Annotated in this window: 21 protein-coding genes; 12 read left to right on the top strand and 9 right to left on the bottom strand. The window is 65.9% G+C overall.

Going from position 1 to position 21,246, the window contains the following annotated elements:
- Positions 1-15 precede the first annotated feature (15 nt).
- The 3 genes from ACQPZ2_RS08845 (at position 16) to ACQPZ2_RS08835 (ending at position 3,813) form a co-directional block, all read left to right on the top strand.
- Positions 16-873, top strand: a complete 858-nt coding sequence (locus ACQPZ2_RS08845; protein ID WP_433525101.1) for an SDR family NAD(P)-dependent oxidoreductase — start codon at positions 16-18, stop codon at positions 871-873.
- Positions 874-900: 27 nt separating this feature from the next.
- On the top strand, positions 901-1,827 hold the full coding sequence (locus tag ACQPZ2_RS08840) for an alpha/beta hydrolase (RefSeq protein WP_433525100.1): 927 nt from the start codon (positions 901-903) through the stop codon (positions 1,825-1,827).
- A gap of 195 nt (positions 1,828-2,022) precedes the next feature.
- On the top strand, positions 2,023-3,813 hold the full coding sequence (locus ACQPZ2_RS08835; RefSeq protein WP_433525099.1) for an AMP-dependent synthetase/ligase: 1,791 nt from the start codon (positions 2,023-2,025) through the stop codon (positions 3,811-3,813).
- 55 nt (positions 3,814-3,868) lie between these two features.
- On the opposite strand, the gene ACQPZ2_RS08830 is transcribed toward ACQPZ2_RS08835, so the two are convergent.
- Positions 3,869-4,738: an alpha/beta fold hydrolase gene (locus tag ACQPZ2_RS08830; protein WP_433525098.1), complete on the bottom strand. Its 870-nt coding sequence runs from the start codon at positions 4,736-4,738 to the stop codon at positions 3,869-3,871.
- An 88-nt stretch (positions 4,739-4,826) separates the two neighbouring features.
- Between ACQPZ2_RS08830 and ACQPZ2_RS08825 the strand changes: the two genes are divergently transcribed.
- The 3 genes from ACQPZ2_RS08825 (at position 4,827) to ACQPZ2_RS08815 (ending at position 7,962) form a co-directional block, all read left to right on the top strand.
- Entirely contained in the window at positions 4,827-5,384 is a 558-nt protein-coding gene (locus tag ACQPZ2_RS08825; protein WP_433525097.1) for a CGNR zinc finger domain-containing protein, read from the top strand.
- A 57-nt stretch (positions 5,385-5,441) separates the two neighbouring features.
- Positions 5,442-7,226, top strand: coding sequence for a molybdopterin-dependent oxidoreductase (locus ACQPZ2_RS08820; protein ID WP_433525096.1), 1,785 nt, complete (start codon positions 5,442-5,444; stop codon positions 7,224-7,226).
- 109 nt (positions 7,227-7,335) lie between these two features.
- The gene (locus ACQPZ2_RS08815) at positions 7,336-7,962 is read left to right on the top strand and encodes a Uma2 family endonuclease (protein WP_433525095.1); all 627 of its coding nucleotides are present in this window, start codon (positions 7,336-7,338) and stop codon (positions 7,960-7,962) included.
- 43 nt (positions 7,963-8,005) lie between these two features.
- Here ACQPZ2_RS08815 and ACQPZ2_RS08810 read toward each other — a convergent pair whose 3' ends face one another.
- The 3 genes from ACQPZ2_RS08810 to ACQPZ2_RS08800 all read right to left on the bottom strand — a co-directional run bounded on the left by ACQPZ2_RS08810 (position 8,006) and on the right by ACQPZ2_RS08800 (position 11,416).
- On the bottom strand, positions 8,006-9,487 hold the full coding sequence (locus ACQPZ2_RS08810) for a DHA2 family efflux MFS transporter permease subunit (RefSeq protein WP_433525094.1): 1,482 nt from the start codon (positions 9,485-9,487) through the stop codon (positions 8,006-8,008).
- Positions 9,488-9,544: 57 nt separating this feature from the next.
- Positions 9,545-10,237 carry a PadR family transcriptional regulator gene (locus tag ACQPZ2_RS08805; protein WP_433525093.1) on the bottom strand — a complete coding sequence of 231 codons (693 nt, stop codon included), beginning with the start codon at positions 10,235-10,237 and terminating at the stop codon, positions 9,545-9,547.
- Positions 10,238-10,453: 216 nt separating this feature from the next.
- A complete protein-coding gene (locus ACQPZ2_RS08800; protein ID WP_433525092.1) occupies positions 10,454-11,416 on the bottom strand; it encodes a glycine betaine ABC transporter substrate-binding protein in 963 nt (320 codons plus the stop codon).
- Positions 11,417-11,563: 147 nt separating this feature from the next.
- On the opposite strand from ACQPZ2_RS08800, the gene ACQPZ2_RS08795 reads away from it, so the two are divergent.
- Genes ACQPZ2_RS08795 through ACQPZ2_RS08780 form a run of 4 tightly spaced genes read left to right on the top strand, consistent with a single transcriptional unit; the run spans position 11,564 to position 15,025 of the window.
- Positions 11,564-12,496 carry an ABC transporter substrate-binding protein gene (locus ACQPZ2_RS08795; RefSeq protein WP_433527365.1) on the top strand — a complete coding sequence of 311 codons (933 nt, stop codon included), beginning with the start codon at positions 11,564-11,566 and terminating at the stop codon, positions 12,494-12,496.
- Entirely contained in the window at positions 12,457-13,653 is a 1,197-nt protein-coding gene (locus ACQPZ2_RS08790) for an ABC transporter ATP-binding protein (RefSeq protein WP_433525091.1), read from the top strand. Before ACQPZ2_RS08795 ends, ACQPZ2_RS08790 begins: the two co-directional genes overlap by 40 nt.
- On the top strand, positions 13,650-14,312 hold the full coding sequence (locus ACQPZ2_RS08785) for an ABC transporter permease (RefSeq protein WP_433525090.1): 663 nt from the start codon (positions 13,650-13,652) through the stop codon (positions 14,310-14,312). Before ACQPZ2_RS08790 ends, ACQPZ2_RS08785 begins: the two co-directional genes overlap by 4 nt.
- The gene (locus ACQPZ2_RS08780) at positions 14,309-15,025 is read left to right on the top strand and encodes an ABC transporter permease (RefSeq protein ID WP_433525089.1); all 717 of its coding nucleotides are present in this window, start codon (positions 14,309-14,311) and stop codon (positions 15,023-15,025) included. Before ACQPZ2_RS08785 ends, ACQPZ2_RS08780 begins: the two co-directional genes overlap by 4 nt.
- Before the next feature lie 3 nt (positions 15,026-15,028).
- Here ACQPZ2_RS08780 and ACQPZ2_RS08775 read toward each other — a convergent pair whose 3' ends face one another.
- Entirely contained in the window at positions 15,029-15,466 is a 438-nt protein-coding gene (locus tag ACQPZ2_RS08775; RefSeq protein ID WP_433525088.1) for a MarR family winged helix-turn-helix transcriptional regulator, read from the bottom strand.
- Between the two features lie 90 nt (positions 15,467-15,556).
- Here ACQPZ2_RS08775 and ACQPZ2_RS08770 point away from each other — a divergent pair, with 90 nt between their 5' ends.
- Together ACQPZ2_RS08770 and ACQPZ2_RS08765 are read left to right on the top strand one after the other, a co-directional pair.
- Positions 15,557-16,192, top strand: coding sequence for a maleylpyruvate isomerase family mycothiol-dependent enzyme (locus tag ACQPZ2_RS08770; protein WP_433525087.1), 636 nt, complete (start codon positions 15,557-15,559; stop codon positions 16,190-16,192).
- Positions 16,193-16,341: 149 nt separating this feature from the next.
- Complete coding sequence (locus tag ACQPZ2_RS08765) at positions 16,342-16,758, top strand: CBS domain-containing protein (RefSeq protein ID WP_063047190.1); 417 nt, start codon at positions 16,342-16,344, stop codon at positions 16,756-16,758.
- Positions 16,759-16,824: 66 nt separating this feature from the next.
- Here the strand turns inward: ACQPZ2_RS08765 and ACQPZ2_RS08760 are convergent, their stop codons facing one another.
- The 4 genes from ACQPZ2_RS08760 to ACQPZ2_RS08745 all read right to left on the bottom strand — a co-directional run bounded on the left by ACQPZ2_RS08760 (position 16,825) and on the right by ACQPZ2_RS08745 (position 21,236).
- Positions 16,825-18,021 (bottom strand): NAD(P)-dependent malic enzyme, encoded by a 1,197-nt coding sequence (locus ACQPZ2_RS08760; protein WP_433525086.1) that lies wholly within the window; start codon positions 18,019-18,021, stop codon positions 16,825-16,827.
- 474 nt (positions 18,022-18,495) lie between these two features.
- Positions 18,496-20,067, bottom strand: coding sequence for an FAD-binding protein (locus ACQPZ2_RS08755; protein WP_433525085.1), 1,572 nt, complete (start codon positions 20,065-20,067; stop codon positions 18,496-18,498).
- 51 nt (positions 20,068-20,118) lie between these two features.
- Positions 20,119-20,385: a hypothetical protein gene (locus ACQPZ2_RS08750; protein ID WP_433525084.1), complete on the bottom strand. Its 267-nt coding sequence runs from the start codon at positions 20,383-20,385 to the stop codon at positions 20,119-20,121.
- Positions 20,382-21,236, bottom strand: a complete 855-nt coding sequence (locus ACQPZ2_RS08745) for a PHP domain-containing protein (RefSeq protein ID WP_433527364.1) — start codon at positions 21,234-21,236, stop codon at positions 20,382-20,384. Before ACQPZ2_RS08745 ends, ACQPZ2_RS08750 begins: the two co-directional genes overlap by 4 nt.
- Positions 21,237-21,246 lie beyond the last annotated feature (10 nt).

The raw sequence follows: 21,246 nt of genomic DNA, 5'->3' as shown, positions 1-21,246 counted from the left end.
TCGCGAAGCGATTCCGTGGGGGGTGGCGGTCGGGCGACTGGTGGGCGCAATGATGCTTACTTCAAAGGCAAGGTCTGTGTGATCACCGGGGCGGGTTCCGGCATCGGCCGCGCCCTCGCGGAGAACCTGGCCAGGCGCGGCGCCGAACTCGCGCTCTCCGATATCGATACCGACGGCCTGGCCGAGACGGTGCGCCGCTGCGAGGCGTACGGAGCCGAAATCAAATCCGATCGGCTGAATGTGACCGAGCGCGAAGCGGTACTGCTGTACGCCGACGCCGTGAAAGCGCATTTCGGCAAGGTGCACCAGATCTACAACAACGCGGGCATCGCCTACCACGGCGAGGTGATCCGCTCGGAGTTCAAGGACATCGAGCGCATCATGGACGTCGACTTCTGGGGCGTCGTCAACGGCACCAAGGCCTTCCTGCCGCTGCTGATCGAATCCGGCGACGGCCACGTCGTCAATGTCTCCAGCCTGTTCGGCCTCATCGCCGTCCCGGGCCAGAGTGCTTATAACGCAGCCAAATTCGCGGTGCGCGGGTTCACCGAGTCGCTGCGCCAGGAGATGCTTGCCGGTAAGCATCCGGTCAAGGTGACCTGTGTGCATCCCGGCGGCATCAAGACCGCCGTCGCCCGCAATGCCACCTATGCCGAGGGCATCGACAGCCAGAGCGCCGCATCGCTGTTCGACAAGAAGCTGGCCATTCACACACCGGAAATGGCCGCGCAGACCATTACCGAGGGCGTCCGCAAGGGACACGGTCGCGTGCTGATCGGCTGGGAGGCCAAGGTGCTCGACCTGTTCGTCCGGGTCACCGCCTCCGGCTACCAGCGCATCGCCGCCGCGGTGAACCGTCCCTTCCTACCCTGAACGAGCCCGGGGAATCGAGGAAAACCCATGCGTGACATCAACATCCCGCTACCCGTCGCGCGAGCGCTGCTGAGTCCGATTTTCCGGGTCTCACTGAACGCGCGACTGCCGTGGCAGATGCAGCGGCTGCTGCTCGATATCGGTTCGCGCGCACAGTTTTTGCCATCGGGCACGACCGTGCACCGGCTCCGCCTCGGCGGGCGACCCGCGGAACGAATCACGGCGGGTTCGGCCAGGCCGAACCTGAACGCGGGCGCAGTGCTCTACCTGCACGGCGGCGGCTATGCGATCGGATCGCTGGCGACGCACCGTTCACTGGCCGCCCGGCTGGCGCACGAAACCGGTTGCACCGTCTATGTTCTCGACTACCGATTGGCGCCGGAGCACCCGTTCCCGGCCGGACTGGAGGACGCCGAGTCGGCCTTCCTGGAGCTGGTCGGCAATATCGGCTACCGCCCCGAACAGATTGCGCTGTCGGGTGATTCGGCGGGCGGCGGACTGTCGCTGGCCACCGCGCAGCGGCTCATCGCCCAACACGGCTACACCCCGGCGGCGCTCGGCCTGATCGCGCCGTGGGTGGATCCGAATCAGGTCCCGGACAAGTTCCGCGATCTGGTGATCAATCGGCCGTGGTCGCGCGCATGCGCCGCGGCCTATCTCGGCGACGGCGACGGCAAGGACACCGGCTACGCACCGCTGCACGGTGAGCTGCGCGGTTTGCCGCCGACGTATGTACAGGTCGATGTCAGCGAACTGCTGCATGCGCAATGTGTCGAATTCGTGACGGCACTGCGGGTTGCGGGCGTCCATACCAGGTTCACCGAGAGCCAGGGGCTATGGCACGTCGCCCAACTGCAGGCCGCGCTCGTCGGGCCCGCCGCGGCGGCACTGACCGAACTTGCCGATTTCCTGCGGGAAGCGGTCCAACCGATCTCGCTGCGCCACCTAGGATAGATAGTGGCTCACCTGCGCTAGTTCGAACGCACGAAACTCGAGACCGACTCCGTCCGACGACCACACATCGGGGCCCCGACGAGACTGCAGACGTGCCGCCGAACTGAACCGGACCGGTTTTCCGGTGGCCGGAATGACGTCCCGGTCACAGGTGTCGTAGATTACTGGCGAGTAAACCCACGTGGAAGGGCACTGATGCGAGAGTTCGAAGCCCCGGCTTCCTACACCGTCCCGGAAGATGCGAACAATTCCGATAACGTCTTCCGGCATGCCGAGGAGTCGCCCGGCGCGGTGCTGTTCAACGTCACCGAAGGTGGCGGCTGGCGGGAAATCAAGGCCGCGGAATTCGCCAAGACGGTCACCGATGTGGCCAAGGGCCTCATCGCCTCCGGTCTCGAGCTCGGCGATCGCGTCGCGATCATGGCCCCGACCCGCTACGAGTGGGTGCTGCTGGACTTCGCCATCTGGGCCGCCGGTGGATGCACCGTCGCCATCTACGACAGCTCGGCCGCCGAACAGGCCAAGTGGATCCTGCAGGACTCCGCCACCAAGCTGCTGGTGGTCGACAGCGATAAGCACCGCAAGGTCATCGATGAGATCGAGGCGGGCGCGCTGCCGGATCTGAAGGAGACCCTGCAGATCGACAAGGGCGCCGTCGACGATTTGATCGCGCGCGGCGCCGACCTCGACGACGCGACCGTGCACGCGCGCCGCGCCGAGGTCAATGCCAAGTCCCCGGCCACCCTGATCTACACCTCGGGCACCACCGGCCGCCCCAAGGGCGTCATGCTCTCGCATTCGAATCTGTACGCGGAGTCGAAGTCCGACCGGATCGCGCTGAACAAGTACGTCGCCGAGGGCAAGAAGACGCTGATGTTCCTGCCGCTGGCGCACGTGTTCGCGCGTGCCGTCACGCTGGCCGCATTCGACGCCAAGGTGATCGTCGCGTTCACCGCCGACTGGTCCACCCTGGTCGAACAGTTCGGCAGCTACCGCCCGCACTTCATCCTCGCGGTACCGCGCGTCTTCGAGAAGGTGTTCAACAGCGCCAAGCAGAAGGCCCACGACGGCGGTAAGGGCAAGATCTTCGACGCGGCCGCCGAAACCGCCATCGCCTACAGCCAGTCCATCGACAACGGTGGGCCCGGACTGGTGCTCAAGCTCAAGCACACGGTTTTCGACAAGCTCGTCTACAGCAAGCTGCGGGTCGCGCTCGGCGGTCAGTGCGAGGCCGCGGTCTCCGGCGGCGGACCGCTCGGTGCGCGCCTGGGCCACTTCTTCCGCGGCGTCGGCGTCACTATCTACGAGGGCTACGGCCTCACCGAGACCACCGCGGCCATCACCGTGAACACTCCCGGCAATATTCGCGTCGGCACCGTCGGCAAGCCGATCGAGGGCCATGCGGTGAAGATCGCCGAAGACGGCGAACTGCTGCTGCGCGGATCGGTTGTCTTCAACGGTTATTGGGGCAATGCCGAGGCCACCGAGGAGGCGTTCACCGACGGCTGGTTCAAGACCGGCGACCTGGGCGCCGTCGATGGCGACGGGTACGTCACCATTACCGGCCGCAAGAAGGAAATCATCGTCACCGCGGGCGGTAAGAACGTCTCCCCCGGTCTGATGGAGGATTCGCTGCGCGCCCACCCGCTGATCAGCCAGGTCATGGTGGTCGGCGACGGACAGCCCTTCGTCGGCGCGCTGATCACCCTCGATCCGGAGGCGCTGCCGGGCTGGAAGGAGCGCAACAACCTGCCCGTCGAGACCCCGATCGAGCAGATCATCGAGAATCCGGCGCTGGTAGCGGAGATCAACGCGGCGGTCGCGGAGACCAATAAGAAGGTCTCGCATGCCGAGGCGATCAAGAAGATCCGCATCCTGCCCGTCGACTGGACCCAGGAGACCGGTGAGCTGACGCCGAAGATGTCACTGAAGCGGGCCGTGGTGATGAAGCAGTACGCGTCCGAGGTGGAGAAGATCTACAGCTGACGCTGATTTTGCGAGGCGCCGTCCGCGAGTTGCGGACGGCGCCTTTGCTTTTCGTTCAGCTGGGGAGGCGGTCCAAGAAGTCGGCGATGAGCGGCGCGATCTCGCCCAGGTGCGTCTCCAACGCGAAGTGGCCCGTATCGAAGACGTGCAGCTCGGCGTCCGGGAGATCGGCGAGGTAGGCGTGCGCGCCGGGCTCGGGGAAGAAGGGGTCGTTCGAGCCCCAGACGACGAGGGTGGGCGGGGTGTACTTGCGCAGCCACTGCTGCCATTCGGGGTAGGCAGCGACATTCGACTTGTAGTCGAAGGCCAGGGCTACCTGGGCCTCCTTGCGGCCGGGCAGGTCGAGGAAGTACTGATCGAGGATCCACGATTCGGGGCTGAGCACGGTCGCGTCGGAGACGCCCTGCTCGTACTGACCGCGGGTTCCTTCCAGTGTGAGCAGACCGCGAATCGTGTCTTCGGCTCCTTCGTCCTCGGGCCGCAATGCGGTGAAGTCGCGAGCGAGATCCGACAGTCCCGCCTCGTAGGCATTGCCGTTCTGGACGATGAGGCCGTTGACCCACTCGGGGTGGCGCAGCGCGATCCGGAAGCCGACCGGAGCGCCGAAATCGAAGACGTACATGGCGAACTCGCGCAGTTCCAGCCGTTCGACGAAACCCTCGACGACATCGGCCAATCGCTCGAACGAGTAGTCGAAATCGGCTGGTTCGGTGGTGTTTCCGAAGCCCGGGTAGTCCGGGGCGAGCAGCCGGTACTGCGCGCCGAGCACATCGAAGAGCCTACGGAACTGGTGCGAGGCCGACGGAAAGCCGTGCAGCAGAAATAGCACGGGAGCGTCCGCGCGGTTGGGGACCGATTCGCGGTAGTGGACCTCGACGCCGTCGACATCGATGTGGCGGTGGTGGATGACTGGCAGCTCGATCATGGCTTCACATGCTTTCTTTACGTGATGTTGCATTAGTTCTAGCGGATCGACTTCTAATGTGTCAACTGCTAGATGTAGCATTAGAACCATGACTGAAGCTCTGCTGGTCGGCGAGCCGTTGGCATTGGACCTGGTCAATACCCGGCCGACCGGTGTCGATCTGCTGGCGACCCCGGATGACCTCGCGAATTGGCTTGCGCTGCAGGCCGACCGGTTCCCGGAGCTCGCGGTTGTACACCCCACTCCCGGCGACCTCGTCGCCGTTCATGCGGTGCGCGACCTCACCAACACAGCCTTGGACGCACTGCTCCATGAACGACGCCCGCCCACCGATGCATTGCGCGGACTCAATGCCGCGCAGGCCGCCGCGCCCTCGATCCGACAGCTCGAGTGGGGCGGCGATGCGGTGATCGCGACGGTGCGCCGCAATGGCACGGCGGCCGAGAAGCTGGCCGCGGTCTTGGCCGAAGCCGCCGCCGACCTGCTCGCCGATCCATCGATCGGCAAGCTGAAGCGCTGCGAGGCCGACGACTGCGTTCTGCTGTTCCTGCCCGCACACCCGCGCCGTCGCTGGTGCTCACCCGAACGCTGCGGCAACCGGGTCCGCGTCGCCCGCTACTACCAGCGGCACAAGTCCGCGGACTGAGGTTCACGTCACCGAATGGTCATACTCCCCGACCGCACCCGGCAGTAGGCTCGGACCATGGCTGAACTGCGCTTTCGGGTGGCGGCGGGCATTGTCGCCGCCGGTCTGGCACTCGGCGTGTCCGAGCTCGTTGCCGCCTTCATCGGCCCCGACAGCGCGCCACCGAACGCTCTCGGCTCCACCGTCATCGACCACACCCCGGACGGCCTGCGCGAATGGGTCATCCAAACCTTCGGCACCAATGACAAGACCCTGTTGTTCGTCTGCATGGCACTCGTGGCCGTGCTGGTCGCCGGATTCATCGGAGCCATCGAACGAACAGATCACCCGCGCGGATCCTGGCTCCTGGCCGCGCTCGGCCTGCTCACCGCGGCCATCGCCTTCGGCCGCACCGGACTCTCCACCGTCTGGCCCACCGTAATCGGTGTCGCCGCAGGCATTTACGCCCTCCGCGCCCTGACCTCCCGAATCGACGACGCAGCAGCCGCACACATGGCCCGGCCCGCCGCGCCTTCGCCGAAAACCACTGCCACCGAAGCCGAATCATCCAGCACCGACGTGTCGGCTGCGCCCGGTAAGGGGGTTGGACAGAGCGCGGCAGCATCATCAGCGATACCGGAACCGGCTGCCACCCAACATGACTCGGCCGACCAGGGCACGGCGGGGATACTGGATGCCAGTCCGGTCACGGCGGAAGAACCAGCGTCGAGCGACGACGGGACGGCGGCCCGCTCGACCGCGGCGGCGGCCGAGAAGGAATCTGCGGCTTCGGGACCGCAGCGGCGACAGGTGTTGCGGGGCATTGCGATCACGGGTGGGCTGGCGTTGCTCAGTGGGGTGGGTGGGCGGCTGATCGGGGCACAGCGGCGGGATGTTTCCGGTGAGCGTGCGGCAATTCAGTTGCCGGAGCCGAGTGGGCCGACCGTTTCGCTCGCACCCGACGCGGATTTGAAATTGCGGGGGCTGACGCCGTATCTGACATCCAATAGCGACTTCTATCGGATCGATACCGCGCTGATCGTGCCGCAGGTATCCGTTGACGATTGGTCGTTGCGGATCCACGGGATGGTGGATCACGAAATCCAGCTCAGCTGGGACGATCTCGCCAAACGCACACCGGTCGAGACGCTGGTGACGCTGGCCTGTGTCTCGAATCCGGTCGGCGGCGATCTGATCGGCAATGCGAGCTGGCGCGGCTACCGCCTGGACGAACTGCTCGCCGAGGCCGGACCGCATCCGGATGCCGATATGGTCCTGTCGCACAGCATCGACGGCTTCACCGCGGGCAGTCCGCTGGCCGTACTCACCGACGGTCGCGATGCGCTGCTCGCCGTCGGCATGAACGGCGAACCCCTCCCGGTCGCGCACGGCTATCCGGCCCGGCTGGTCGTCCCCGGCCTCTACGGCTACGTCTCCGCCACCAAATGGGTGACCGAATTGGAGATCACCCGCTTCGACCGCGCCACCGCCTACTGGACCCGTCGCGGCTGGTCCGCCTACGGCCCCATCAAAACCGGCACCCGCATCGACACCCCGCGCGCCCGCGCCAAACTGCAACCGGGCAGCACCGCCATCGCCGGCGTCGCCTGGGCCCAACACCGCGGTATCCGGGCCGTCGAAGTCCAAATCGACAACGGCCCTTGGCAACCCGCCCGCCTTTCCACCGAACAATCCATCGACACCTGGCGCCAATGGGTCTACGACTGGAACGCCACCCCCGGCCCCCACACCATCCGCGCCCGCGCCACCGACGGCACCGGCGAAACCCAAACCGAAGCCCGCGCCCCCGTAGTCCCCGACGGCGCCACCGGCTACCCCTCCACCACCATCCAGGTCGGCTGACGATTACGGCGCATAAGACAATGTTTTTGACCCGGTGCGCGCTTACCGGCCGGTTGCGCTTGCCACGATAGGATCGGCCCGATACTCGTTGCCGGTCCCGAGGAGCAGCATGTCCGCCGTATTCGATTGGGCGCGGGAAGAGAACCTGCAGCCGGAGCCGATCACGGTGGAGATTTGGAAGGAACTGCCCGAAGACTTCTGCCGCCTGGTTGAGGTGGAGAACGGCGAAGCGGTCCGGGCGGAAGCACCGAGTCGACCGCATCAGACAGCGACGTTCAGACTTGCACACATGGTTGACCGAGCAATCGCCGAGCACGTCGACCAGTATCGGGACGAATGCCTGGACACCAGTATTGACTTCGACTTACTGCTGTGGGAAACGCCGCGAACAACCATCAGGCGACCTGATCTCGGCATTTACGACTGTGCACCCCCGGATCTCCGACCGCTGCCCGCTCACCTCGTAAAGCTGGTCATCGAGATCGTGTCACCGGGCACCACGAGGATCGACCTGGTCGAGAAGAAAGCGGAGTATGCAATTGCCGGTATCCCGTGGTATTGGATTGTCCGAATTGGCGACAACAGCGTCTCAATGATCGAGATCTTCGTTCTTGATCATGTCCTCGGTCAGTACCGACCTCATGCGAAGTTGACGCCGAACGAGCCGCAGACCACCGTCGACCTACCGATTCGGATAACCATCGATTGGACCCAGCTGACGGGTCTGGCCCGCTGACGGGTGTGCCCCGTGCGCGAATTACGCACGGGGCACACAGAACTCAGACGCCGACGGCGTCGGCTTTGGCCAGGTCGGTCTTCGAACCGGATGCGGCAGAATTCCCGTGGCGGATGAAAAGGGCCGAGGCGATTACCCCGATCAGGAGGATGCCCGCGGGGAGCAGGATGGCTTGGCTGAGGGCGGTGCTGAAGGCGTCCTTGACGAATTCGGGGATGGGCCCTTGGCCCGCACCGCCTTCGGAGACCTTGCCGCCGCCGAGGCCGTTTGCGCTCATGCGGGCCGCGACCAAGGCGCTGATCGCGGCGCTACCGAGCACCGAACCCACCTGCCGGGTGGTGTTGTAGACACCCGCGCCCGCACCGGCCAGCTGGATCGGCAGGTTGTGCGTGGCGGTGGAAGCCAGTGGCGCCCAGATGCAGGCGTTGGCGAAACCGGCCAGCGCGGCCGAGATCAGGAACCACACCAGTGACGAATGCGGTGTCATCACTGCCGCGAACCAGAAGATCGATGCCGAGAATCCGATGAATCCGATGGTGGGCACAAGACGCGGGTGCAGCTTGTCGGAGACCTTGCCGATGATCGGTGCGAAGACGCCCGTGACGATCGCCATCGGCGCGAATACCAAGGCGGACTTGGTCGGTGACATTTCGCGCACCGCTTGCAGGTAGAAGTACGTCGGCACCATAAACGAGGTGACCGCCGCGCCCATGGCCGCGATGGCCACATTCGACATCGCGAAGTTGCGATCACGGAACAGCCCCAGTGGCAGCAGCGGCTCACCGGTATTGCGCGACTGATTCACCAGGAACACCGCCAGCACAACAACACCCGCGCCGATCATCAGCCAGATGCGCAGCGACCAATCGTAGGTATTGCCCTCCTGGATACCGAAGACCAGCAGGAACAGACCGATACCGCTGAGCACCACACCCGGGATGTCGAACTTGTGCTCATGCGTCGGCAACGCCGGAACCAGCCAGACCGCGAGCGCGAAGGCGACGATGCCGACCGGAACATTGACGATGAAGATCCACTCCCAGCCGAGCCCGTCGACCAGCACACCGCCGAGGATCGGGCCGACCAGCGTGGCCAGACCGGCGACACCGCCCCACAGACCCATGGCCGCACCGCGCTTGTCCGGCGGGAAGGTCCTGGTGATCACCGCCATGGTCTGCGGCGTCATCATCGCGGCGCCGAGACCCTGCACGGCCCGCGCGGCGATAAGCATGGTGATCGATCCGGACAGACCGCACCACAGCGAGGCGGCGGTGAAGACGGCCAGACCGATCAGGTACAGGTTCTTGGGCCCGTAGCGATCACCCAGCCGACCGGTGACCAGCAGCGGCACCGCATAGGTCAGCAAGTACGCGCTGGTCACCCAGATGACCTGGGAGATGTCGGCCTGCAGATCCGTCATGATCGCCGGGTTCGCGACCGCGACGATGGTCATATCCAGCAGGATCATGAAGAAGCCGACGACCAGCGCGAACAGCGCTAGCCACGGATTACGTTGTGTGGTCATGGATTTGGTTCCTATCTCGGATGTCTGTTCCGGAGGGCGTGCGCACACCGGTACACATCAGGGCGATGACGCGCTGGTCTCGTTCCAGCGGCGCGGCACCGGGGGTGGTTCGGAATGTTCCTGGTCGGACCAGGGGTGCTGATGCTCGGTTATGCGGACGCCGGTGGCCGGATCGAATTCGTCCCACTCCATCTCGCCGCTGTCCAGTTCGGAGATCAGGTTGTCGACCCACGCGATCTCGGCGGCGATGGTGGCATGCAGATACGGGAGCACGATCCAGTAGCGCCGCGGTACGGCGTGCAACCCCGCCCACTGGCTCATCATGTCGACATCGGCGAGATCCTGCGCCAATCGCTCGACCCGCTCCCGCAGTAGCCCGAGCACTTCCGGCGCGGGCAGGTTGTGCGCCTCCGCGAGCGCGACCGGGAATACCGGGTATTCCCGCCCGGGATTGCGCAGGATCTCGGCGACCCGGGAACGCAATGCCTCCCGGCCGCTTTCGGTGATCCGGTAGGTGGTGCGCTCCGGCCGATTCCCGTCCCGGTCGACCCCCTCGGCCTGCACCATTCCTTGGTCGGCCAACCGCGTCACCGTGTGATATAGCGAGCCAGGACGCACCTTCACCAAGATGTCCTCCCGACGGGCGATCAGCAGTTGATACGCCTCGTAGGGATGCATGGGCCGCTCGTCGAGCAGCGCGAGCACGGCGATCGCCAATGGCGTCACCGACGGGCGCGCGTGCTGCCCCATTTTCGGTCACCTCCTGCAGAACACTCGCGGATGCGAGATCGAATTCCCGGAGCACGATAGCCACGGCCACCGACATACTCCGCATCAAATACTCCACGTGGAATATACGAGGCGGAACAGTCCGCCCACAAGACCGCGGTATCGAACGGAAATGTGATCGGCGACATAGCAAACGGCCCGAGCGTCAACGCTCGGGCCGTCGTGACCAGGGGGTTGCTAGAGCGCGTGGTTGTCCAACCAGGTGCGTGCCACCTCCGCGGCAGCGGCACCTGCGCGGACCTTGCGGATCATCTCCGCCAACTCGTCGGTCGTGAGCTCGCCCGCGACGTAGTTCAGTTTCTTGATCTGCCGATCATCCAGCAGACCCTTGCGGTAGACCGCGAGCACATTCTCGGCTCGCACCGCGTAGTCGCTATCGGCGAGGATCGTCAGCCCATCGGTCGCACCGGGGGTCAGCGCGGGCGGGCCGGTCAGGATTCCGGCCTGGATTTCGCCGTCCAGCAATGCCTTTCGCAACGCGGTCGCGTCGGGATAGGGCCTGGTACCGGCGAAGTCGCAACCGGCAATCCGCACGGGTGCCGCGGTCTGCAGCACGCCGGGCACCGGTGCCACCCCGGCCTGGATTTCGCCACACCGCGGTGCGAGCGCGCCGATCGACCGCACGTCCTTGCCCACCGCTTCGGTCAGCAGCACCCGGGCTCGCATATCCGTACCGTCGGCCGGATCGGAGACCGCCAGCCCTTCCGGCAACGACCGGTTCAACTCCTCGGTCACCGACAACCGAACTGGTGCGGACTTGTCCGCCACCTCGGTCGTCACCTCGGGCTTGCGCGCCTGCGCATCGGCATTCAGGAAGGTGAGCAGTTCGCCGCTGTGCTCGCCGACCACCGTCACCGTGCCCGCATCCAGTGCGGCCAGATAGTCCGCCCGATTACCGAGATCGGCGGTGACCGAGGTGCGCGCACCGGTCCGCGCCAACGCACCGGCATAAATTTGCGCAAGCAGATTTGATTCCATCGAATCGCCCGCGCCGACCGCTATCGTCGGGCCCGAATCGTCGCTTCCACAGGAAACAGCCAGCCCGACGGCCGTGACGACCACGATCCGTGCCAGCATCCGCCTCGACGCGGCCAACCCCATCCGGCGACACCAACCTTCGGTAGTGAACAGGAACTGCATGCAGCGGGCAATATGAACAACCAGAATGTACCGGGTGGCCGTGCGAGCACGGCTTCTCGCACCGCCCGTCATGCCGGAAGGACTCCAGTGAAAACCACGATCAACCCCGATGCCGCGCGGCACGGGCGGTTCGCGCTGCGGCTGACGCTGCGCGCCGCCCGCATTCTCGTCGCCGCCGCGGCATTGGCCGCCGCCATGATCCTGTCCGCCTGCGGCAACTCCGATCCGCTTGCGGCCAAGGGCAATTGCGAGGGCGACGGGCTGACCGTCGGCTCGGCGAACTTCCCGGAATCGGAAACGGTTGCGAATATCTACGCGGAAGTGTTGCGCGCCAACGGATTCAATGTCGACACCAAACTCAATATCGGTAGCCGCGAAGCGTATATCCCGGCACTGCGCCAGTGCGCGATCTCGGTGATTCCGGAGTACAACGGCAACCTGCTGCAGTACCTGGACAAGAACGCCACCGCGGCAAGCTCAACCGATATCGACGCCGCCCTCATCACGGCACTCGGTTCCGATCTCGCCGTCGGCACCCCGGCCCCGGGCCAGGACTCGGACGCGGTCGTGGTCACCAAGGCCACCGCGGAGCGCTGGAACCTGCACAGCATCGCCGATCTGGCCGCACATTCGGCCGAGGTGAAATTCGGTGCGCCCGCCGAATTCCAGGAGCGCGCGGGCGGTCTGCCCGGCCTGAAGAAGAACTACAACCTGGATATCGCCGCGAACAATTTCGTGCCGATCGCCGACGGCGGCGGACCCGCGACGGTGCGCGCGTTGGTCGAGGGCACGGTGACCGCGGCCAATATCTTCACCACCTCCCCGGCGATCGCGCAGAACAATCTGGTGGTCCTGGAGGATCCGAAGCACAACTTCCCCGCCCAGAATGTGGTGCCGCTGTTCAATTCCGCCAAGAAGACCGATAAGGCGCTCACCGCCCTCAACGCGGTCTCCGCGAAACTCACCACCGGCGAACTGCTGAAGCTCAACGAGGCGGTCTCCGGGAGCAGCAAGACCGAACCCAAGGCCGCAGCACAACAATGGGTCGCCGCCCAAGGGCTGAACAAGCCCACCGGGTAGGAGCCAGCGTGTCCGATATCGAATTCAGCCGTATCAGCAAGACCTATCCGGATGGCACGCACGCCGTCTCCGACCTCGATCTACGCATCGAATCCGGTTCGTTCACCGTCTTCGTCGGACCGTCGGGCTGTGGCAAGACCACCTCGATGCGCATGATCAACCGGATGATCACACCCAGTTCGGGCACCATCACCGTTGGCGGCGCGGATATCTCGACGGTGAATCCGGTCGAGCTGCGGCTCGGTATCGGATACGTGATCCAGAGCGCCGGACTCCTGCCGCATCGCACCGTCGTCGACAATGTCGCGACCGTGCCTGTGCTGCAAGGAGTTCGGCGTCGCGCGGCCCGCGCGGCGGCACTCGAGGTACTGGACCGGGTCGGGTTGGACCGATCGCTGGCCAACCGGTATCCCGCCCAGCTCTCCGGCGGACAGCAGCAGCGCGTCGGGGTGGCCAGGGCGCTGGCCGCGGATCCGCCGGTGCTTTTGATGGACGAACCGTTCAGCGCGGTCGATCCGGTGGTGCGCGAGGAGTTGCAGGCCGAAATGCTGCGGCTGCAAGCCGAATTGCGCAAAACCATCGTCTTCGTCACCCATGACATCGATGAGGCGGTGAAACTCGGCGACCGGATCGCGGTGTTCGGGCCGGGCGGCGTCCTCCAGCAGTACGACGAACCACAGCGCGTACTGGCCGCGCCCGCAACAGATTTCGTGGCGGGCTTCGTCGGACGTGATCGCGGCTATCGCGCGCTGTCGTTCCGCAGTGCGGATAGCCTGACACTGCACGAGATTCACACAGCGACCGAACCCGAACTCACCGAATTGCGGCTGGACCGCGGCGAATGGGTATTGGTGGTCACCGATTCCGGCGTGCCGCGCGGGTGGATCGATGTCACCGGCGTAGAGAGCATTCGGGCCGGGCGGGCATTGCACGACAGCATCGCCGCGGGTGGCTCGCTCTTCCCACCGGACGGCGACCTCCGGCAGGCACTGGATGCGGCGATCTCCTCACCGTCGGGAATCGGTGTCGCCGTTGACGATTCCGGTGCGACTCGCGGCGGTATCCGGGCTCCCGAGGTACTCGAACAACTCGCCGGGCAGCGCACGGTGGAGGACGACGAGCGCAATCGGCATTTCTTCGAAACCGAAAACGCATGAAGTATCTGATCGACAACTTCTCCGAGATCATGGGTTTCACCAAGACCCATCTGTATCTCGCGTTGGTGCCGCTGCTGCTCGGGCTGATCATCGCGATTCCGGTTGGTGCGTTGGTGCGCCGGATCTCCTGGCTGCGGCGCGTCACGGTGACGGCGGCCAGCCTGTCGTACACCATTCCATCGCTGGCCCTGTTCGTGATCATCCCACCGCTGGCCGGGATTTCGACCATCGATCCGCTGAATGTGATCATCGCGCTCACCGTGTATTCGACGGCGCTGCTGGTGATCGCGGTACCGACGGCGCTGGATTCGGTGTCGCCCACCGTCATCGATGCCGCCGACGCCGTCGGCTTCAGTTCGCTGCGGCGCACCGTGACCGTCGATATGCCTTTGGCCATACCGGTTTTCGTCTCCAGCCTGCGCGTTGTGGTGGTCACGAATATCGCCATGGTTTCGGTCGGCGCGCTGATCGGTGTCGGCGGGCTCGGAAAACTCTTCACCCAGGGCTATCAGCGCGACTACCCGGACGAGATCATCGCGGGCATCGTCGTGACGCTGGCGCTGGCCCTGATCTTCGACCGCCTGGTGTACGCCATCGGACGCTGGGCGACCCCGTGGACGCGCGCGGACACCAGGACGGCGAAAGGCGCTGCGGCATGAACCTTTTCATCGATGCCTGGCACTACTTCACCGACAGCGCGAACTGGAGCGGCCCGGCGGGTATCCAGCACCGCATCGCCGAGCACCTCTGGTACAGCTTCCTGACCGTCGTCGTCTCCGCGGCCGTCGCGCTTCCGCTCGGGCTGGTGATCGGGCACACCCGTCGCGGTTCCGCACTGCTGGTCGGATTCGCCAATGCCATGCGCGCCCTGCCCACCCTCGGCCTGCTGACCTTCCTGGTGCTCGGCCTCGGACTCGGCCTGATTCCGCCGCTGCTCGCACTCGTCACGGTCGGCATTCCGCCGCTGCTGGCCGGTGCCTACGCCGGAATCGCCAACGTTTCGGCCGATGTCGTGGACGCCTCACGCGCCATGGGCATGACCGAGCGCCAGATCCTGTTCCGCGTCGAGGTCCCCAACGCACTGCCGATCCTGCTCACCGGCCTGCGCGGGGCTACCCTGCAGGTCATCGCCACCGCCACCATCGCCGCCTTCGTCAACCTGGGCGGTCTGGGCCGCTATATCTTCGACGGCATCGCCGTCTACCGCTACGACCGGGTGCTCGTGGGCGCCCTGCTGGTCGCGGTCCTCGCCATGGTGATGGACGGCCTGCTGGCTTTCGCGGTCTGGGCCAGCGCACCCGGCACGGGTCGCTTGCGCCGCCCCTCTCAGCTGCCCGTCACCCCTGCCGGAATCCTGCAGGCGGCGGACTAGAGCTCAGGCATAGGGATCGGTGATCTCGCGCAACAGAGCCAACGTCTCGCGCAGCTGCCGCATGCGCTGCGCACCGAGGTGCGTCGCCCACTCGGCCTCGATCCGGTCGGCGACGGAGTTCGCGTATGCCGCCATCTTCGCTCCGCGTTCAGCCAGCACGACCAACCGTGCCCGACCGTCGCTCGGGTCCGGCACGCGCTGCACATAGCCGGCGCGCTCGAGCTGATCGACCAGGAATCCGGCGGTCTGCTTGGTGACCTGAGCCTGCTCGGCCAATTCGGTCAGGCGGCTGCCATCGGGACCGATGCGCGCCGCGAGCCGCCCCTGGGCGACAGTGACGTCGTCGTATCCGGACTCGGCGAGATCGGCGAAGATCCGGTCCTCCATCGATCGGTGCGCAATGAACATCAGCAGGCCCACATTCATATCGTCGTCGGCCATCCCACTCCTTGACGTTGGTCAGATAAGCTTACTATATTGGTAAGCCTATCTGACCAACCCTACAAGAGGTCCGAAACCCGGGAGCGCACCATGGACCGCGAAACCTGTTGGCAGACCATCGAACAGCAGCGGCGCGCGATTGCCGACCTGCTGGCCGATCTATCGGCCGACGAGTGGGAAACACCGTCATTGTGCGCGGGCTGGCGAGTCAAGGAGGTCGCCGCACACATCGCGCTGACACCGCAGCCACCCTCGATCGGCGTCATGCTCGGCACCGGCATCCGCGCGCGCGGCAACTACAACCGGTTCATCGATGACCTCACCAGGCGCTACGCGAAACATCCAGCCGCAGAACTCGTTTCGGCGATCCACGGCAACACCGGCTCCCGGAGGCTGCCCAAGCTCACCAACTATCGCAATATCCTGTTCGACACGATGGTGCACGGTCAGGACATCGCGATTCCGCTCGGTCGCACGATCGAGATCGAACCGGCGGCCGCGGCCGCCGCGGCCGCCCATGCGGTAACCGTCGGATGGCCGGTGTGGGATAAGCACCGCCTCGACGGCATCCGCCTGGTCGCATCCGACGTCGACTGGACACATGGCAGCGGACCGGAGATCCGCGGCCCGATCACCGCACTGTTACTCCTGGTCACCGGCCGCCCAGCGGCAATGGACCTGCTGGTGGGCGACGGCGTCGCGCTGATGACCGCTCGCCTGCGCTGACCGCCCCGGCATTGACCAATGATGTGACATGGGTCACGATGTGACGTGGCCGCAGGAGTTTGCTTCGCGGATGCTCGACGCGATCGCGGAGCCGAATTCTGCGGGATCACTCATCCGAGACCAGGAGGCGTACCGTGAACAGTCGCTCTATGAAGGCACGCGACATCATGCACGAAAACGCGGAGTGGATCCCCGCCGACGAAACGCTGGATCGGGCCGCGCAGATGATGCGCAGGCTGGATATCGGCGCACTGCCGATCGGCAGCGACGACCGGCTCGTCGGCATGCTGACCGATCGCGACATCGTCGTGAAATGCATTGCGATGGGCCATGATCCGAGCAAGGTACGGGCCGGGGATCTGGCCGAGGGCACCCCGCGCTGGATATCCGCCGATGCCGATGTCCGCGAGGTGCTGGACATGATGGAGCATGATCGGATCAAACGGCTGCCGGTGATCGACAACAAGAAGCGGCTCGTCGGCATGATCTGCGAATCCGATATCGCCAAGAACCTCAGCGACGCCGAAATCGCAGAATTCGTCTCGGCCGTCTTCGTTCCACACTGATCAACCCGCACAACGCGATACGGGGCCGCTCACCTGAGTGAGCGGCCCCGTATCTGCGGGTCGAAATTACGCGACGCCCTCCGCGCGGGCGGCCGCGGCCACGGCCTCGGCGACGGCCGGGGCGACACGCGGGTCGAGCGGGCTCGGCACGATCTTGTCCGCGGCGATCTCATCGGCGACCACGCTGAGGATGGCATCGGCGGCGGCGATCTTCATGCCCTCGGTGATGCGGCGCGCGCCCGCGTCCAGCGCGCCCTTGAAGACGCCCGGGAACGCGAGGACATTGTTGATCTGGTTCGGGAAGTCGCTGCGCCCGGTGGCCACGATCGCGGCGTACTTGTGCGCGACATCGGGGTGGATCTCCGGATTCGGGTTCGACATGGCGAACACGATCGACTCCGGCGCCATCGAGGCGATCAGCTCCTCGGCGATGGTGCCCGCGGAGAGTCCGAGGAACACATCGGCGCCGTCCAGCGCCTCGGCCGCACCACCGGCGAGCCCGCGCGGGTTGGTGCGCTGCGCCAGTTCGGCCTTCACTTCGTTGAGGTCGCCGCGCTCACGGTTCACGATGCCCTTGGAATCGAGCACGGTCACATCCTTGACGCCCGCGGCGAGCAGGATGTTCGTGCACGCGACACCGGCGGCGCCCGCACCGGACACCACGACCTTCATGCCGTCGATGGCACGACCCTGCACCTTGGCCGCGCCGTTGAGGGCGGCGAGCACCACGATGGCGGTGCCGTGCTGGTCGTCGTGCATGACCGGGCAGTCCAGCGCCTCGATGAGCCGCTGCTCGATCTCGAAGCAGCGCGGCGCCGAGATGTCCTCCAGGTTCACCGCGCCGAAGCTCGGGCGCAGCCGGATGACGGTCTCCACGATCTCGTCGACGTCCTTGGTGTCCAGGACGACCGGGATCGAGTTCAGTCCGGCGAACTTCTTGAACAGCGCCGCCTTGCCCTCCATCACGGGCAGCGAGCCGCGCGGGCCGATGTCACCGAGACCGAGCACCGCGGTGCCGTCACTGACCACCACGACGAGCCGATCGGTCCAGGTGTAGCGCTTGCACAGCGCCTCGTCTTCCGCGATGGCCAAGCTGACCTTCGCCACACCCGGGGTGTAGGCGATGGAAAGGTCGCGCTGGGTGTCCAGCGGTGCGGTGAGTTCGACCGAGAGCTTGCCGCCTAGGTGGCCCGCGAAAATTTCTTCCTGGGTGATTTCGGAAAGGCTTGCGGTGGCATTCACTGCGTCAGTCACAGATGACACGATTTCACTCCTGATCGGGTCGGACAAGCCGGAGGGACGGTTACCGCCGGGTACATGGGTATGAGCTGTTTCACACGCTCATCGAGTGCGCTGACCGGGACATTTCGGGTCGAGCCGAGAGCATCGGAAATGCGACGATCTACTACCGAAACGTGGCGCGGCACTGATCCGCAGAGCGAAGGTCGGACGGGTGTGTCCGTACAAAACGTGCAGGTCTTTTCGAGCGACCTGCAAGCAGTCGCTAACGATCGGCGACCTCGGGTCGCGACGGTGCGTCGCGAGGCAATGATCGCCGTTGTTCCCGAACCCGGCGGTGGCGTAGGCGGGAATCCGTAGCATTCTGCCAGCCGGGAGGACGCATTGCCAAACCGGCGTGTCGTGTTCCGGTCGAGCGTCATCTTTCGAGGGTAGGTCGCGGGAATTACCAGGGGGTAAGCAGAAACTCGCAGTTCGGCAGCGGAATCCGGTGAGCTGTCACAACGGGAGCGGATCGGCCGCGGTGAGGTCCGGCCGCGCCGGAGGCTCGGGCATCATATCGGCAACCCCGGTGCGCACCCACACCGCCTCGAGTCCGCCGGAGGTCAGCCGCACCCGCCAATCCGCCGCTGCGCCTGGATGATCGGTGCGGCGGTGCATCCCGCGACTCTCCGTGCGCGCGAGCGCACTGTATTTGGTCCAGCGCGCCACCGCGAGCAGCGCCGCCGCCTGCCTGGCGCGCAACCGGTCGACGCCGAAGCCGCCGAGATCGAAGTCGGCGCCCGGCCACATGGCGTCGAGTTCGCCGATGCTGTCGCGCAGACTTCCTGCGCTGCGCCAGTAGCTGCGCCGCAATGGCAGCGTGTGCTCCTGCACCAGCCCGACCACCGCGCGCGGATCGATGCGGGCCACCGGATTCAGTCCGGCACCGGCCACCTCGCGCACCGGCCCCGTCACACCGCGCCCACGTGCGAAACGCGCGGCGCCCTTTCCGGCCCACACACCCGAGGCGATGGCCCATGCTCCACCCTGACCACCGAAGCCGCTGACCGCGCCGGTGATCGGCTCGCGCGTCATCACATCGCCCGCGCCGTAGAGTCCGGCCACCGTGGTCGCGCAGTCGGTCCCGCCTATGCACAGCCCGCCGGTCCCGCGGACCGTCCCTTCCAGCACCGCGCGCAGCGGTACCCGGCGGGTGTGGTCGACCAGCCCTTGTCTGGAGAGCCAACGCCGGACCGGGTACGGCACATCATCCAGGGCCGCGTAGATCCGGCGACCATCCGCGATCGCGGTGAATGCCGCCGAGCGATGACCGGTGATCTCCGCACCGGATTCGTCGTAGAGCGTCGCGAAATGCAGGGCCAGCCCGGGAGCGAAGGCGGCGGCGCGGGGCGCGGGCACATCCGGTACCAGACCGTAGGCGCTGGAGAATTCCATACCCGACAGTTGCGCGCCCGCCTCGGCGGCCAGCAGCAGTCCGTCGCCGGTATCCACATCGGTACCCGCGCCGCCGGAGAGGAAGGCGCAGCCGCCGGTGGCGACGACGACCGCCCCGGCTCGGATGGTCCAGGTCCGAAAGCCGTTGTGCCGCTGCACACCGACCGCACCGGCGACCGCGCCGTCGCGATCGACGAGCAGTTGCAGGGCGGGATGGTGATCGAGAATGCGCACTCCGGCTTCGAGCAGGCTGCGCCGCATCCGGCGCAGATAGCCTGCGCCGTCGAGGCATACGCGCAAGGGCGTTGCGCCGTTGCCTTCACCGGGAAACCGATAACCCCACGTCACAAGCTGTTCGACCCGCCGGTGCGTTTCGTCGAGTACGCGCAGCATCCATTCCGGTTCGGCGAGCCCGCCGCCGTGCGCGTATGCGCGCCGCACCGCCTCGTCTCGTGCGGTCCCCGGCGGGATATTCCACAGCGAGGTTGTCCCGGCGGCGGTCGGCCCGCTCGCACCGCAGCGGCTCTTGTCGACGAGCGTCACCCGAGCGCCCGCGGTGGCGGCGGAGATGGCGGCCCAGGTCCCGGCGGGACCACCGCCGAGCACGAGCACATCCGTCTCGAATTCCGTCACAAAGAAAAATATTCGACCACAATTCATGTTGCCGCAACCGTTACGGATATATCAGCTCCACCACTGCGTCCACAGCAATATCCCGGCGACAACAAAAACGACCACCGATCCGGAAAAAGCTGCCAAACCCCGATGACGATCTGAAAAAATTTGTGCGCCGAGGCCGATCGCCGAGGCAGCGACATGCCATGTCACCGATTCGCCGCCGGGTCCGGGAAAGCCGCGTCGAGCAGCGATTACCGCGGTACCGATAACGACGAGGGCCAGCACGAACATCCCACCGGCCACGATTCCGCTGAGTCCGCGCAGCACTCTCACGGGGCGATCACCGGTACGCCCGTCGCTTTGCCCGCGAGTTCCTCGAATTGCGCGGGGTCGGTGGTGAATTCACCTAGCCGGATGGTTTTGTTGGATCCGTGATAGTCCGACGAACCGGTCGTGATGAGACCGAGTTCCGCGGACAACTCCGTCAGCAACACGCGATCGGCCGCGGAATGGTCCGGGTGATCGATCTCGAGCCCGCCGAGTCCGAGCGTGGCCAGTTCACGAATATCGTCGATCGCCAGCAGGCGCCCGCGCTTACGCGCCCGGGTGTGCGCGAGCACGCTGACCCCGCCTGCGGTCGCGATCATTTCGACGGCCCGGCGCAGCGGTGTATCCGCCTTCTCCGCGTAGTAGGGGCCGTGCGGGGCCAGCAATTCGGTGAAGGCCGCGTCCACGGTCGGCACCACACCGGCCGCGACGAGTGCGCGCGCCAGATGCGGACGCCCCGCCGACGGTCCGGCCGAGGCCAGGACCGCATCCGGATCGATGGGTAGTCCGTCGTCGCGCATGCGCTCGGCCATCGCGCGCAACCGCTCGACGCGTTCGGCGCGCAAGCGTTCCCGCTCGTCGGCGAAACACCGGTCGGTCGGGTCGAAGAGGTAAGCGAGCAGATGCACCGGGACCGGCCACCCGTCCTCACCGAGCCCGATACACGACATCTCCATGCCGCGCACCAGCGTCAATCCCTTCGGTAGCGCGTCGACCGCTTCGGCCCACCCGGCGGTGGTGTCGTGGTCGGTGATCGCGACGATGTCCAAGCCGGCCGCTGCCGCGTTCCGGACGAGTTCGGCCGGAGTATCGGTGCCGTCGGACGCGGTCGAATGGGTATGCAGGTCGATGCGCACGCCTTCTTTC

This window comes from Nocardia pseudovaccinii (assembly GCF_050942345.1).
Classification (GTDB): Bacteria; Actinomycetota; Actinomycetes; order Mycobacteriales; family Mycobacteriaceae; genus Nocardia; species Nocardia pseudovaccinii.
This window is presented reverse-complemented; position numbering and strand designations above follow the sequence as displayed.